Source organism: Pseudotabrizicola sp. L79, from assembly GCF_036553525.1.
Classification (GTDB): Bacteria; Pseudomonadota; Alphaproteobacteria; order Rhodobacterales; family Rhodobacteraceae; genus Pseudotabrizicola.
Window position 1 is genome coordinate 42,128 of record NZ_JAZHDA010000057.1, and the last position, 14,935, is coordinate 57,062.

Here is a 14,935-nt window from a genome sequence, read left to right on the forward strand (position 1 = left end):
AAGCTGTCGCGAATGACCGTCCTTCTTCTGACCACACTGATCCTTGTGATTGCCGGCACGGGCTTTGTCCTTGGCCGCGCCCGCTCGATTTACGGTGTGGCGGGCAATGTGCGCCTGTTGCACTCTTTGCCCGGCTATTACGGCTGGCACGCGGCGCTGATGGCGGCCCTGCCCGCCTTTGCCCTGTTGCTGATCTGGCTGATCGCGCAACCCCTTGTCGTTGAACGCCAGATCGCGGCACTGCTGCCGGCCGAAGTGGTGGCCGATGACACCGCCTTTACCCTTGCCATGGCCGATGTGCGCCGGGTGGCGGGCGGGCTGGATGCCGCCGTCTCGACCGGGGCGCTGACAGCCGATCAGGCCGGCACCCTTGACATCACCACCACCGATATCCGCGCCCTTCTGGGCGGTGTGGGCGTGGCGCTGGGGGCCAATGTCGGGGCCGAAACCCTTGCCGCCGCACAGGAATACCGGGTGCTGGCCGAAATCGGCGCCCTGTCTCGGATGATCGTGGTGGTGGCCGTGGCGCTGGCGGGCCTTGCCTATGCGCTGACCTGCACGCATGCCCAGTTTCGGGCCCGCAACCGGGTGGAATTCGTCATGCTGGCGATCCTTGTCACCGCATCGTCCATCGCGATCCTGACCACGGTGGGCATCATATGGTCGATGCTGTCGGAAAGCCTGAACTTCTTTCAGCAATACCCGGCCAAAGACTTTTTCCTGGGCCTGACCTGGAGCCCGAATTTCCGCGGCGGGTCAGAGCTTGGCTTCCTGCCGCTGCTGTGGGGCACGCTGTATATTTCCTTTGTGGCGATGATCGTGGCGGTGCCGCTGGGCCTGTTCACCGCGATCTATCTTGCCGAATATGCCAGCCCCCGCCTGCGCGCCTGGATCAAACCGCTGATCGAGGTGATTGCCGGCATCCCCACCGTGGTCTTCGGCCTCTTTGCCCTTGTCACCGTCGGCCCCTTCCTGCGCGATTATTTCGCCCAGCCCTTCGGCCTTGGCACCTCGGGCTCGTCGGTGATGACGGCGGGCATCGTGATCGGCATCCTGAACATTCCTTTCATCTCGTCGCTGGCTGATGACATCATCAACGCCGTGCCCCAATCCTTGCGCGATGGCAGCATGGGCCTTGGGGCCACCAAATCCGAAACCGTGCGGCAGGTCATTCTGCCCGCCGCCCTGCCCGGCATCGTCGGCGCCATTCTGCTGGCCGCCAGCCGCGCCATCGGCGAGACGATGATCGTCACCATGGGCGCAGGCGCCGCCGCCAAACTCAGCCTCAACCCGTTTGATGCGATGACAACGATGACGGTCAAGATCGTCGGCCAGTTAACCGGCGACACCGATTTCAACAGCCCCGAGACGCTGGTCGCCTTTGCCCTGGGCATCACCCTGTTCGTCATCACGCTGGGGCTGAACGTCTTTGCCCTCTACATCGTCCGCAAGTATCGTGAGCAATACGAATGACCGACATGACCTCTGCCTCCCCCGCTCCGGCCAGTTCGATCCTCACGGGCAGCGATGAGATGCGCCGCCGCAACGCCGCCGAAAAGCGCTTCAAGGCCTATGGCATGTTCGCCATCTCGATCAGCCTTGGCGTGCTGGCGATCATGATCTGGACGATCTTCTCTGACGGTCTCAGCGCCTTTCGGCAGGCCAAGCTGAACTTCCCCATCACCCTGTCCTCTGACGTGCTGGACCCCAAGGGCAACGGCGACCGTGCCGAGATGACCAAGGTCACCACCATCGGTTATGGCAAGCTGATCACCGCCGCGTTCAACGCCGAACTGGCCGCCCGCGGCATCCCCACCGACGGCATCAGCGCCAAGGATCTGGCGGGGCTTTTGTCGAAAGACGCGCCCGGCGTCTTGCGCGCCGAAGTGTTGGCCGACCCCAGCCTGCTTGACACCACCCAAACCCGCAGCGTGCTGGCATCCGGGCGGATCGACGGCTATCTGAAAGGCCGCGTCACCCGCGAAACCGCCCTGCGCGACAACCAGATCAGCCCCGCCATGCTGGATCTGGCCGACCGCCTGATCGCCGAAGGCATCCTGACCGCCCCGTTCAACACCCGCTTTCTGACCAGCCCCGACGCGTCGGACCAGCGCCCCGAGGCCGCGGGCCTGGGCGTCGCCATCCTTGGCTCGGCCTATATGATGCTGCTTGTGGCGCTGATCTGCGTGCCCATCGGCGTCGCCACCAGCATCTATCTGGAAGAATTCGCCCCCAAGAACCGCCTGACCGACATCATCGAGGTGAATATCTCAAACCTCGCCGCGGTGCCGTCGATCGTCTTTGGTATCCTTGGCCTTGCGGTCTTCATCAACTTTGCCCAGTTCCCGCAATCCTCTCCCCTTGTCGGCGCGCTGGTGCTGTCGCTGATGACCCTGCCCACCATCATCATCGCCACCCGCTCGGCCATCCGCGCCGTGCCGCCCAGCATCCGCGACGCCGCCCTTGGCGTGGGCGCATCAAAGATGCAGACCGTGTTCCACCACGTCCTGCCACTGGCGATGCCCGGCATCCTGACCGGTGCCATCCTTGGCCTTGCCTCGGCCCTTGGCGAAACCGCGCCGCTGTTGCTGATCGGCATGGTGGCCTTTGTCGACAACTACCCCGCCGCCCCGGTCGAGGGCTTTCTCGACCCCGCCACGGCCCTTCCCGTGCAGGTCTATTCCTGGGCCTCGCGCTCGGACCCGGCCTTTATCGAACGCTCCAGCGGGGCCATCATCGTGCTGCTGGCGTTTCTTGTCGTGATGAACGTCACCGCCATCATTCTGCGTCGCAAGTTTGAGCGTCGGTGGTAACATGGAAGATATGAGCCCAATGAAAGACATCCAATACGAGGAGAGGGTTGTGTCAGATCGCACCCCCCGCATCACGGCCCGCGGCGTGAATGTGCATTACGGTGAAACCCATGCCCTGAAGGATGTCGATGTCGATATCCTGTCGGGCTCCGTCACCGCCTTCATCGGCCCGTCGGGCTGTGGCAAATCCACCTTCCTGCGCTGCCTGAACCGCATGAACGACACCGTGGCCTCGGCCCGCGTGACGGGCGAAATCCTGCTGGACGGCGAAGACATCTACGACAAGCGCGTCGATCCCGTGCGCCTCCGTGCCAAGGTCGGCATGGTGTTTCAAAAGCCAAACCCCTTTCCGAAATCCATCTATGACAACGTGGCCTATGGCCCCAAGATCCACGGCCTGACCCGCAACAAGGCCGAACTGGATGAGGTGGTGGAAAGCTGCCTGCGCAAGGCCGCATTGTGGACCGAGGTGAAAGACCGCCTGCACGCCCCCGGCACCGGCCTGTCGGGCGGCCAGCAACAGCGCCTGTGCATTGCCCGCGCCATCGCCACCTCGCCCGAGGTGCTGCTGATGGATGAACCCTGCTCGGCCCTCGACCCGATCGCCACCGCGCAGGTCGAAGAACTGATCGACGAATTGCGCAGCCAGTTTTCGGTCGTGATCGTCACCCACTCGATGCAACAGGCCGCCCGCGTTTCGCAACGCACCGCCTTTTTCCATTTGGGCAATCTCGTCGAATATGGCGAAACCGGCCAGATCTTCACCAATCCGCGCGATCCGCGCACTGAATCCTACATCACTGGCCGGATCGGCTAAGGACATGCCCATGGAACAACATATCCGGTCTTCCTTTGACAAAAGCCTTGAATCCGTTCAGGCGCAGGTCTTGCGTATGGGCGGAATGGTCGAAGATGCCCTGCTGCGCGCGGCCGAGGCGCTTGATAAACGCGACGAGGCGCTGGCCGAACAGGTCCGCCAGGGCGACCGCGCCATCGACGCGCTGGAAGAAATGATCCACACCGAATGCGCCCGCATCATCGCCACCCAGTCCCCCACCGCGGGCGATCTGCGCACTGTGCTGACGGTCATGCGCATCGTGGGCAGCCTTGAACGCTCGGGCGATTATGCCAAGAATCTGGCCAAACGCTCGCTCGTGCTCAATCAGATGCAACTGGTCAGCGGCTCCACCGGCTCGATCGCCCGGATGGCGCGCTCGGTCGTGGCGCTGTTGCGCGATGCGCTTGATGCCTTTGCCACCCGCGATGCGGCGCTGGCCGAAGATGTGCGCAAGCGCGATGCCGATGTTGATCAGATGTATAATGCCCTGTTCCGCGAATTCCTGACCCATATGATGGAAGACCCGCGCAACATCACCGCCTGCATGCATCTGCATTTCATCGCCAAGAACATCGAACGCGTGGGCGATCATGCCACCGGCATCGCCGAACAGGTGATCTATCTGGTGAACGGGCAGTTGCCCGACACCGACCGCCCCAAGGCGGATATGACCACCCTGCCCCCGACGGATCAAAGCTGAGGCCCCCATGTCTGCATCTTCTCATCCCTCCGTGCTGCTGGTCGAAGACGAACCGGCACAACGCGAAGTGCTGGCCTATAATCTCGAAGCCGAGGGCTTTCGCGTGGTTCAGGCCGATAATGGCGAAGATGCCATGATGCTGGTCGAGGAAGAGGCGCCAGACATCATCATCCTGGACTGGATGATGCCGAAACTGTCGGGCATCGAAGTCTGTCGGCGGCTGAAACTGCGCGCCGAGACGCGGGCCATCCCGATCATCATGCTGTCGGCCCGTGCCGAAGAGGTGGACAAGATCCGCGGCCTTGAAACCGGGGCCGATGATTATGTGATCAAGCCCTATTCGGTGCTGGAACTGATGGCGCGGGCACGGGCGCAACTGCGCCGGGTGCGCCCGTCAACCATCGGGGTCACACTGGAATTCGAAGACATCCGTCTCGATCCCGAAACCCACCGCGTTTACCGCGATGACAAGGTGCTGAAACTGGGGCCAACCGAGTTTCGTCTGCTGGTTACCTTCATGGAAAAGCCGGGCCGGGTCTGGAGCCGCGAGCAGCTTTTGGATCGGGTCTGGGGCCGCGACATCTATGTCGATACCCGCACCGTCGATGTTCATATCGGCCGGTTGCGCAAAAGCCTGATGCAGCACGGCGGGATAGATCCGCTGCGCACGGTGCGCGGCGCGGGCTATGCCTTGGGCTGATCCTGCAGGGATCCCAAGTGCACGGCTGGCCGTTTCAAGAGATGATTATGAACGGCTCGAACTCGTGTTTTCAGCCTGCTTTGACGTCAATCGGCAAAGCAAATGATTTGCCAGATACGATCTTGATCGACGGCACGTCGGCCAAGACCGCCTCGCCAGACGTCCTGTTTGCCAATTGAGAATGCTCTGCCGAAACGCTGAATCAAAGCACGGCCGCATCGTCCGGTAGATGCCCTTGTATCTCCGTCACTGAACGCCCCGCACCTCTCTGCCTCGCCGAGAACCCGGTTTCGTTCCAAGTAGTTGGTGTTGATCGTCGCAAGTGCCGCACGTGCCCCGCGTTTCCAAGTGCGCCAGTGTCGATCTCTTGCAAGTCAGATAGCTTGGCCGACGCGACCTCGTGGTTGCCAAAGAACAGGATCAGGTAGTGATCCGTCGCGGTGTTGTCGCCTTTGAACACGCCCCGACGACCTTCCGCGTTCGGTTCTACTCGCATCCGCTGCTGTGCAAACCCTGCCACGCGCCGGAGCCTGCGGTTGGACGGTTGCACCCTATTCTTCAGCTTGAAGTCGGCAAAATAATGGTGCTGCAGCACCTCTTCCCTCGCCTCGGAAAGGACACTCAGGCCGATCGAAAACCGGTGCTCCTCGCTATTCGGATACGATACCGGCGGGTCAGCTCCATCGATCAGAACCTCGAGCGGCAAGACCTGGGCGAGGTCGAGCGGGTCTTCGAAGAGAAGGTCAGCGGCAAGAACACGGATCGCGCCGCGTTGCAGGAGATGATCGCGTTCGTTCGGCAGGGCGATGAGGTCATCGTGTTCAGCATCGACCGCCTCGCGCGCGACCTTCGCGATCTGCAAAGCATCATCCAGACGCTGAACGACAAGTGCGTGTCGATCACGTTCCTGTCCGAGCGTCTGACCTTCACGGTCGACACCGACGACGCCTTTAGTCGGTTGCAGTTGCAGTTGATGGGCGCGTTTGCCGAGTTCGAGCGGAACATCATCCGCAAGCGGCAGGCAGAGGGCATCGCGAAGGCGAAGGCGCGTGGCGTCTATCAGGGTCGGAAGAAAAAGGTCGATGACTAGAAGATCATCGACCTGAAGCGGCAGGGTAAGCGGGTCAGCGAGATAGCGACGGCACTAAGCGTGTCGCGGATGACGGTGTATCGTGCAATAGATGACGCCACCGCCATCGTTTAGAGGACACTGGATGAAACCAGATGATAAATCATTCAAGCACAGAGAGTTGTTTGCCTCTGGCGTAAACGCTCTTCGGGGATACGGAATTGCCGGTGATTTCTACAGGTGTCCAATTTGCTGTAGTGATTTCGATGAGCGCGCCATCTTCAAGGGTGCGCAAGATGCTTATTGTTTGACACTGGAACATGCGCCCCCAGAAAGCATTGGCGGCAAAGTTGTCGCACTCACATGCAAAAAATGCAATAATGATCTTGGATCAAGGTTAGATAGTCAAGTTGCTGCTCGCGAGCAGTTCTTTCGGTTTGTCGACCCAAACAGACCGGACCCCAAACCGTTCCCGGGGACACTTACCTTGCCTCAAGACCCTGAAGTCAAAACAAATATCCGGATCTCTGGCAAGTTGGGTTCTGGAATAAATTTGAGTGCTGGCAAAAGGCATAATCATCCTGAAAACTTATCTGAAGCAAGAAACAGTCTTGAGGGTATTAGTCTGTCTGGAGGTCGATTTCACGGATCTTTGGGGCTGCCTGCCTACGATGAAAAGTGCGCAGACTTGGGTTTTCTCAAGAGTGCATTTCTTTGTTTGTTTGCAAAGTTTGGTTACACTTTTGCCCTGAGCGCGGTTGGCAGATTTGTGTCTAACGCATTTCTTGATGAAGAGAATTTTGAGGTCGTGAAACTAAAACCATTTCCGGGATATAAGAATAACATACTTGTTAGTGAGGTGTCTGGGGTGTGCTTCGTCGGGTTTGGTGAGTTTCTTGTGGTGTGCCCATGGTTAAATGCAAGTATTGAAAAGTTTTCTGAAGCATGTAAGGCGCCGGATTCCTTTCTGGGGCAATACAAGTTGATACCTTTCGATCTTCCTTTCGGACTTGAGGCGATCTTGGACAACTCATTGAGGAAGTAGTAGTGATGCACTTTCCCTTTTCAAAGATGTCCATGGTCGGTGTTCTGACGCGGTCAATTTCCAAATTTCCGCAGCATTCCATCGTCTGACAGACCTCTTGTCTTAGAGGACACGATGGCGCGCATCGTGCTTGACTGATCGAATTTGTAACCGTCTCACCCATCCCCAAACGACTGAATATTCCTGACCCGCTCGCCCGTGGGTTCCATCCGCTTGAGATAGAACCGTTCCAACTGCTCCACCGAGGTGCCTGCGTTCTCTGCCAACCAGTAGATGTTGCCTCGACATAGCACTCAGTTGGACGGCAGTTTGTTTTTCTGTTTGAAGTCAGCAGTGTAATACTACTTGAGCGCCTCTTCCTTCGCTTCGGACAGATCAGTTTTGCCGGTCGAGAACCGGTGCCACTCGCCGTTCGGCAAACGGATGCGTGCCTGCCAGCGCGTGCTGCGCGGACGCAGGTAGATCGTGAGTCTGTCGTTGATGCGTTCGGTCTGCGTTTCCGTCATTGATCCCGTCTGACTGCTAAGTCTCTGGAATCAAGGTAACATCACTGCCGCGGCAGGCAAACTGTGCTATGAGTGTGCAACGGCGTTTTTGCGGGCAAGTTCGAAAATAACGCAGTTTTTTCAGTGCGTTAGTGGAGGCGGGTACCGGAATCGAACCGGTCTTCACGGATTTGCAATCCGCTGCGTAACCTCTCCGCCAACCCGCCGCAGAGTGGGTGCGGTATAGCATCAGGCGCGCGGCTTGCAAGACCCTTTCCCGCTTTTCTGGCGGGTCTGTTCGCCAAGGGTCAAGGCTGCTAGCCTTGCCGCCACGGGCCTGAGCAGCTTGGGGGCAAGGACGATGATCAAGGCATATGGGGCCACCGACGGGCGCTTGCAGCTGCGCGAGGCCGGGCTGGCCCCCACCGAATCCGTGATCTGGATCGACCTGTTGTCGCCCAGTGACGATGAAGAGGCAGCGGTCGAGCTGGCCCTGGGCGTCGATCTGCCCAGCCGCAAGGAAATGCGCGAGATTGAGCAATCGTCCCGGCTTTACACGGCGGACGGCGCGCAATTCATGACAGCGATGATCCCCGCGCACAGCGACAGCGACGCCCCCGAGATGGAGCCCGTGACCTTTGTGCTGGTCGGGGCCCGGCTGGTGACGATCCGCTATCACGATCCAAAGGCCTTTGGCCTGTTCGTGCACAGGGCCAGCAAAGGCCATATGCCCTGCGCCACGGGCGAAGAGGTGATGCTGGGGCTGCTGGAAGTGATGGTCGATCGTTTGGGCGATGTGCTGGAACATGCCGGGCAAAGCATCGAATCCCTGTCACGCCGCATCTTTGCCCGCGACAGTGGGCGCAACCGCCGTGGGCCTCGGTGGCAGATCATGCTGGAAGACATCGGCCGCAAAGGCGGGTTGATTTCCACCATCCGCGATTCCCTTGGCACCCTGGACAGGCTGGCGGTGTTCTTTGGCCAAAGGCTGCGCAACGAAAACCATGCCAGCCATCTGCCCGAAGACCAGTTGGACCGACTGCATGATTTGTCCTCGGACATCCGGTCTTTGGCCGATCATGCGGGCTTTGTGGCGCAAAAGGTGAACTTCCTGCTGGACGCCACCTTGGGGATGATCTCGATCGAGCAGAACACGGTGATGCAGATTTTCTCGGTGGTCTCGGTCGTCTTTCTGCCGCCGACGCTGGTGGCGTCAGTCTATGGGATGAACTTTGCCAGCATGCCCGAATTGTCCTGGCCTTGGGGCTATCCGGCAGCCTTGGGGCTGATCCTGACCTCGGCCCTTGTGCCGTATCTGTTCTTTCGCCGAAAGGGCTGGCTCTAGTCCCTTTCACGCGCGCCATTTGGTCTGGACAAAACATTCAAAAAAGTGAATACATCAGCCAATGAAATATCCCGAGTCGTGAAAGGATGCCCCATGCGTATGCCAGTGATGACCGCCCTGCTGTTGGTTCTTCCCCTGGCGGCATTGGCCGAGCCATTGGTGCCGGTGACAGTCACCGAATGGAAATCGGTCTATGGCCGGATCGAGGCGCGTGACCGCTTGCCGGCGCGGGCGCGTCTGGGGGGCACGCTGGTCGAACTGGCCGTGACCGAGGGCGAGACGGTAACGGCGGGGCAGGTGCTTGGCCGGATCGTCGATGAAAAGCTGGGCCTGCAAATGCAGGCCGTCGATGCCCAGACCGCAACACTAGAGGCGCAACTGACCAATGCCCGCACCGAACTGACGCGCGGCGAAGACCTTTTGGCGCGCGGGGTCACCACGGTGCAGCGGCTGGATGCCCTGCGCACGCAGGTTGATGTCTTGCAAGGCCAGATTGCGGCTGTGGCGGCCCAACGACTGGTGCTGGAACAGCAGGCCGCCGAAGGGGCGGTGCTGGCCCCCTCGGCTGGCCTTGTCCTTGATGTGCCGCTGTCTGTGGGCGCGGTGGTCATGCCAGGCGAGGCCGTGGCGGTTCTGGGCGGCGGCGGCACGTTCTTGCGCCTTGCCGTGCCCGAACGCCATGCGACAGCGCTGAAAGAAGGCGACAGCATCGAAATCGACAGCCCCGATGGCCAATCGCAAGGCACCTTGGCCCGCATCTATCCGCTGATCGAGAATGGCCGGGTGGTGGCCGATGTCGAAGTGGCGGGCCTGTCGTCGCGCTTTGTCGATGCGCGGGTGCTGGTGCGCCTGCCGGTGGGGCAGCGCCAGGCCCTGCTGGTGCCCGAGGCCTTGGTGCACACCGCCCATGGCCTTGATTTCGTGGAAACGGCCACGGGCCCGCGCGCCGTTGTGCCGGGTGAACGGCATGTGATCAACGGCCAGACTCTGGTTGAAATCGTCTCAGGCCTGCAAGCAGGCGACGATCTGGTGGAGGCCGGCGAATGACCACCCAGCACAAGACCGGCCTTGGTATTGCCGGGGGGCTGACGGCGGCCTTTATCAAAAGCGCCCTGACGCCCCTGTTCATTCTGGCCGCCGTGGCCGCCGGGATGGTGGCCCTGATCAGCCTGCCGCGCGAAGAAGAACCGCAGATCTCGGTTCCCCTTGTCGATATCCACATCTCGGCCCCCGGTCTCAGGGCCGAAGACGGTGTCAAGCTGGTCAGCGAACCCCTTGAAGTTCTTGTGAAAGGTATCAACGGGGTCGAGCATGTCTATTCGCAAACCCGAGATGACAGCGCCATGGTCACGGCGCGGTTTCTGGTGGGCACCCGGTCGGAAGATGCGGTGCTGCGTGTGCATGACAAGATCCGCGCCAATATGGATCGCATCCCCTTGGGTATTCCCGAACCGCTGGTCATCGGGCGCGGGATTGATGATGTTGCGATCCTGACGCTGACCCTTGCCCCGGCCGCAGGGGCCGAGGCGACAGCCAATGATTTGACCCGCATTATCCGCGAGTTGCAGGCCGAAGTCGCCAAGGTGGATGAGGTTGGCCTGACCTATCTTGTGGGCGAGGCGCAAGAGGTGATCCGCATCGCGCCCGATCCCGAGCGGCTGGCGCTGTATGGGGTTACACTGCAACAACTGGCAGGCAAGGTGGCGCAGGCCAACCGCAGCCTGAACACTGGCCTGTTGCGCGATCAGGGTGAACAGATTGCGTTGGTCGCGGGGGAAACGCTGACCGCCCCCTCGGAAGTTGCGGGCTTGCTGCTGACCACCCGCGATGGCCGCCCGGTCTATGTTTCGGATGTGGCCGATGTCAGCTTTGTGCCCGACACGTCAGATCATATCGTGTCGCAAGTCACGCGCGGTGAAGATGGCACCTTGCGCCGTACCCCGGCGGTCACGCTGGCCGTTGCCAAGCGCGCAGGCGCCAATGCCGTGACCGTGGCCGAAGAGGCCCTGCACGCGGTCGAGGCGCTGGAGGGCAGCCTGATCCCCGAGGGGATCGAGCTGACCGTGACGCGCGACTATGGCGAGACCGCCAATGAAAAGGCCAATGAACTGCTGTTCCATCTGGGCCTTGCGACGGTGTCGATCATCGGGCTGGTGTTTCTGGCCATCGGCTGGCGCGAGTCGGTGGTGGTGGCCATTGTCATTCCGGTAACCATTCTGCTGACGCTGTTTGCGGCATGGATCATGGGATACACACTGAACCGCGTGTCACTGTTCGCCCTGATCTTTTCCATCGGGATTCTGGTGGATGATGCGATCGTGGTGATCGAAAACATCGCCCGTCACTGGTCGATGAAAGATGGCCGCGAGCGCGCCAAAGCAGCCGTCGATGCCGTGGCCGAGGTCGGGAATCCGACCATCGTCGCTACGCTGACGGTGGTGGCCGCGCTGCTGCCGATGCTGTTCGTGTCGGGCATGATGGGGCCCTATATGTCGCCGATCCCGTCCAATGCCTCGGCTGCGATGATCTTTTCGTTCTTCGTGGCGGTGATCATCACGCCTTGGCTGATGGTCAAGGTTTCGGGCAAGGCGGAACTGGCCGATCACAGCCACGATGCCGGGCCTGATGGGGTGCCGGGGGGGCGTCTGGGGGCTGCCTATGCTGCCGTTGCCCGCCCGGTCTTGCGCAACAAGGCCACGTCGGGCCTGTTTCTGATCGTCACCATCTTGCTGTCGTTTGGCTCGCTGGCCGCGCTTTATACCAAGGACGTGACCGTCAAGCTTTTGCCCTTTGACAACAAGTCCGAGCTGAGCGTGATGGTCGATCTGCCCGAAGGCGCCTCGGTCGAGGCGACGGACCGGGTGGTGCAGGATGTCGCGCGCATTGCGATGGATCTGCCCGAGGTGCTGGCCCTGCAAACCCATGCGGGCACGGCGGCACCGTTCAACTTCAACGGCCTGGTGCGGCACTATTTCCTGCGGCAAGAGCCGAACCTGGGCGAAGTGGCGCTGAACCTGTCGCCCAAGGAGGCGCGCGACCGGGCCAGCCATGACATCGCGCTGGATCTGCGCCAGCGCTTGCAGGCGGTGAACGCCCCCGAGGGCACCAGCATCAAGGTGGTCGAGCCACCGCCCGGCCCGCCGGTGATCGCCACCCTGCTGGCCGAGGTCTATGGCCCCGACCCTGAAACCCGCCGCGAAGCCGCCCGGCTGATCCGTCAGGCGTTTCAATCGGTGCCCTATATCGTTGATGTGGACGACAGCTTTGGCACCGAAGCGCGGCGCTTGCGGGCGGTGATCGACACCACCGATCTGGATTTCTTTCAGGTGCAGGAACAGGATGTGTTCGACACGATCGCGATCCTGAACGGTGGGCAGACGGTTGGCTATTCGCATCGCGGCGAGGGCCGGCATCCGATCCCGCTGGAGATTTCGCGCGACAAGGGCGACCGGGTGATGGATGAGAGGTTCCTGTCCACCCCGATCCCGGCCGATGTGATCCCCGGGGCGCGGGGGGTGGTGGAACTGGGCGATGTGATCCGGGTGACCGAGGAACAGACCAGCTTTCCGATCTTTCGCCACAATGGCCGCGCGGCCGAGATGGTGACGGCCGAACTGGCAGGCGATTATGAGGCGCCGCTTTATGGCATGCTTGCGGTGGCGGATGCGATCGAGGCGATGGACTGGCCCGAGGGGTTGAAGCCCGAGATCAGCCTGCACGGCCAGCCCAAGGATGAAAGCAAGGTCACGCTGCTGTGGGACGGCGAGTGGGAGGTGACTTTCGTGACCTTCCGCGATATGGGGGCGGCCTTTGGGGTGGCACTGCTGGGGATCTATATTCTGGTCGTCGCGCAGTTCGGATCGTTCCGCCTGCCGCTGGTGATCCTGACGCCGGTGCCGCTGACCTTCCTTGGGATCATGCTGGGGCACTGGTTGTTCGCGGCGCCGTTTTCGGCGACCTCGATGATCGGGTTCATTGCGCTGGCGGGGATCATCGTGCGGAACTCGATCCTGCTGGTCGATTTCATCCGCCATGCCGACCCTGCGAAATCACAGGTCGAGATCCTGATCGAGGCGGGGGCGATCCGGTTCAAGCCGATCTTGCTGACCGCGATTGCGGCGATGATCGGGGCGGTGACGATCCTGACGGACCCGATCTTTCAGGGGCTGGCGATCAGCCTGCTGTTCGGGTTGTTCACCTCGACCCTGCTGACGGTGCTGGTGATTCCGGCGATCTATCGGGTGTTCAAGACCTGACGCCTGTCCCTGCCAGAGACAGCAAACGGGGCCAAGGATTTCAATGCCTTGGCCCCGCGTTTTTACGGGTTGTTAAGGTTTGCGCCCCATTACGACCCGATGTCAGCGCCCTCGGCCTGGGGGGGCGCGACCAACGTGATTTCGACCGACCCGATGCCGTCGATACTGACTGCCACCACGTCGCCCGGCTTTACCGGGCGCACCCCCAGAGATGTGCCAAGTGCGATCACATCGCCAGGCTCAAGCGTCATGTCGTGCGACAGATGGCTGACAACCTGCGCCGGGGAAAAGATCATGTCAGAGGCGGGGTAGGATTGCCGCTCTCGCCCGTTGACCAAGGTACGGATTGTCAGATCACGCCAGTTCACCTGCGTCGCGACCACCGGCCCGATCACGCCAAAACCGTCAAAGCCCTTGGCCCGCGTCCACTGGGCAAAAGCCGGGTCGGCGTTCAGCACATCAAGCGAGGTCAGGTCATTGATGCAGGTATAGCCGAAGATCGCAGCCTCGGCGGCCTCGGGGCTGGCATTGCGGCAGGTCTGACCGATCACCACGCCCAACTCGCCTTCAAAGATCACGCGACCGGCCTGTCGAGGCACGGACACTTGCGCGCCCTGCCCCACCACGGAAGAGCCGGGCTTGAGGAAATACAGCGGATGTTCGGGCCGGGCCCAGCCGTTCTTTTCGGCTGACGCCTGATAATTGTTCCACAAGCCAATGAACTTGCCCGGAACGGTGGGGGCCAAAAGGGTTGCACCTGCCATCGGTTCCGGGGGCACGGGCAGCGGCGCACGTCCCACTGACGGATGTGGAATCAATGTCGACTCGCGAATTTCGCCCGCCAGTATACGCCCATCAGCCGTTGCGATACGCCCCCAGATCATCTTCAGTCCCCTTTGGCCGCCTTGATGAAAAAGTGCCGGGGCAAGGGGGCTTGAGCCCCGCCCCGGCATGTTCTGCGCTGTGACAGTGGGGTCAGACCACCTTGACCGTCAGCCCGCCAAGGCCTTCGATCGTCGCTTCCATCAGGTCGCCCTTGACGACCGCATTCACGCCCGAGGGTGTGCCCGACATGATGATGTCGCCGGGGGCCAGTTCGAAATATTCCGAGAGATAGGAAATCATTTCCGGCACCTTCCAGATCATCTGGTTCAGGTCGCCTTCCTGACGCACTTCGCCGTTGACCTTCAGTTCAATCCGCCCGTGATCAGGGTGGCCGACTTTTGACACCGGGAGCAGCGGCCCCACGGGACCAGACTGTTCAAAGGCCTTGCCGATTTCCCACGGGCGGCCCATCTTTTTTGCCTCGCCCTGCAAATCACGGCGCGTCATGTCCAAAGACACGGCATAGCCCCAGACGTGGTCCAGCGCCTTGTCCAACGGGATGTTCGTGCCACCCGATTTCAGGGCAACGACCAACTCAACCTCGTGATGCACATCCGAGGTGTGCGGCGGATAGGGGAATTCGCCCGAAGCGTCCATATTGTTGGGATTCTTCTGGAAGAAGAACGGCGGTTCACGATCCGGGTCATGCCCCATCTCGATGGCATGGGCCGCGTAATTGCGACCAATGCAATAAACGCGCCGAACGGGGAATGCGCCACCATCGCTGGTTGGAATGGTGGGCACCTGCGGCGCAGGAATCACGAGATTTGTCATGCTTTTACCTCTTGAGGGGGTGAAC

14 protein-coding genes and 1 tRNA gene are annotated in these 14,935 nt (G+C 61.0%); 11 read left to right on the forward strand and 4 right to left on the reverse strand.

What is annotated here, in order from left to right; genetic code table 11:
• The first annotated feature begins 12 nt into the window (after positions 1 to 12).
• The 8 genes from pstC to V3C85_RS18455 all read left to right on the forward strand — a co-directional run bounded on the left by pstC (position 13) and on the right by V3C85_RS18455 (position 7,165).
• Complete coding sequence (pstC, locus tag V3C85_RS18420; protein WP_331796966.1) at positions 13 to 1,473, forward strand: phosphate ABC transporter permease subunit PstC; 1,461 nt, start codon at positions 13 to 15, stop codon at positions 1,471 to 1,473.
• On the forward strand, positions 1,470 to 2,813 hold the full coding sequence (gene pstA, locus V3C85_RS18425) for a phosphate ABC transporter permease PstA (protein WP_331796968.1): 1,344 nt from the start codon (positions 1,470 to 1,472) through the stop codon (positions 2,811 to 2,813). The genes pstC and pstA overlap by 4 nt, the downstream gene beginning before the upstream one ends.
• 19 nt (positions 2,814 to 2,832) lie before the next feature.
• Positions 2,833 to 3,630, forward strand: coding sequence for a phosphate ABC transporter ATP-binding protein PstB (gene pstB, locus V3C85_RS18430; protein WP_331796969.1), 798 nt, complete (start codon positions 2,833 to 2,835; stop codon positions 3,628 to 3,630).
• A gap of 4 nt (positions 3,631 to 3,634) precedes the next feature.
• A complete protein-coding gene (phoU, locus tag V3C85_RS18435; RefSeq protein WP_331796970.1) occupies positions 3,635 to 4,351 on the forward strand; it encodes a phosphate signaling complex protein PhoU in 717 nt (238 codons plus the stop codon).
• Positions 4,352 to 4,358: 7 nt separating this feature from the next.
• Complete coding sequence (gene phoB, locus V3C85_RS18440) at positions 4,359 to 5,051, forward strand: phosphate regulon transcriptional regulator PhoB (protein ID WP_331796971.1); 693 nt, start codon at positions 4,359 to 4,361, stop codon at positions 5,049 to 5,051.
• Between the two features lie 400 nt (positions 5,052 to 5,451).
• Complete coding sequence (locus tag V3C85_RS18445; protein ID WP_331796973.1) at positions 5,452 to 6,141, forward strand: recombinase family protein; 690 nt, start codon at positions 5,452 to 5,454, stop codon at positions 6,139 to 6,141.
• A gap of 12 nt (positions 6,142 to 6,153) precedes the next feature.
• A complete protein-coding gene (locus tag V3C85_RS18450; RefSeq protein WP_331797243.1) occupies positions 6,154 to 6,255 on the forward strand; it encodes a helix-turn-helix domain-containing protein in 102 nt (33 codons plus the stop codon).
• Between the two features lie 10 nt (positions 6,256 to 6,265).
• Entirely contained in the window at positions 6,266 to 7,165 is a 900-nt protein-coding gene (locus tag V3C85_RS18455; protein WP_331796975.1) for an HNH endonuclease, read from the forward strand.
• Between the two features lie 341 nt (positions 7,166 to 7,506).
• On the opposite strand, the gene V3C85_RS18460 is transcribed toward V3C85_RS18455, so the two are convergent.
• Together V3C85_RS18460 and V3C85_RS18465 are read right to left on the reverse strand one after the other, a co-directional pair.
• Entirely contained in the window at positions 7,507 to 7,671 is a 165-nt protein-coding gene (locus V3C85_RS18460) for a hypothetical protein (protein ID WP_331796977.1), read from the reverse strand.
• A gap of 132 nt (positions 7,672 to 7,803) precedes the next feature.
• A tRNA-Cys gene (locus V3C85_RS18465) sits at positions 7,804 to 7,877 on the reverse strand.
• A 134-nt stretch (positions 7,878 to 8,011) separates the two neighbouring features.
• Between V3C85_RS18465 and V3C85_RS18470 the strand changes: the two genes are divergently transcribed.
• From V3C85_RS18470 to V3C85_RS18480, 3 genes are all read left to right on the forward strand, one after another.
• Positions 8,012 to 8,995, forward strand: coding sequence for a magnesium transporter CorA family protein (locus V3C85_RS18470; RefSeq protein WP_331796979.1), 984 nt, complete (start codon positions 8,012 to 8,014; stop codon positions 8,993 to 8,995).
• Between the two features lie 93 nt (positions 8,996 to 9,088).
• Positions 9,089 to 10,042 carry an efflux RND transporter periplasmic adaptor subunit gene (locus V3C85_RS18475; RefSeq protein ID WP_331796981.1) on the forward strand — a complete coding sequence of 318 codons (954 nt, stop codon included), beginning with the start codon at positions 9,089 to 9,091 and terminating at the stop codon, positions 10,040 to 10,042.
• Positions 10,039 to 13,251: an efflux RND transporter permease subunit gene (locus V3C85_RS18480; protein ID WP_331796983.1), complete on the forward strand. Its 3,213-nt coding sequence runs from the start codon at positions 10,039 to 10,041 to the stop codon at positions 13,249 to 13,251. The genes V3C85_RS18475 and V3C85_RS18480 overlap by 4 nt, the downstream gene beginning before the upstream one ends.
• 89 nt (positions 13,252 to 13,340) lie before the next feature.
• Here V3C85_RS18480 and V3C85_RS18485 read toward each other — a convergent pair whose 3' ends face one another.
• Positions 13,341 to 14,135, reverse strand: coding sequence for a fumarylacetoacetate hydrolase family protein (locus V3C85_RS18485; protein ID WP_331796985.1), 795 nt, complete (start codon positions 14,133 to 14,135; stop codon positions 13,341 to 13,343).
• 91 nt (positions 14,136 to 14,226) lie between these two features.
• Positions 14,227 to 14,910, reverse strand: coding sequence for a fumarylacetoacetate hydrolase family protein (locus V3C85_RS18490; protein WP_331796986.1), 684 nt, complete (start codon positions 14,908 to 14,910; stop codon positions 14,227 to 14,229).
• Positions 14,911 to 14,935: the final 25 nt, after the last annotated feature.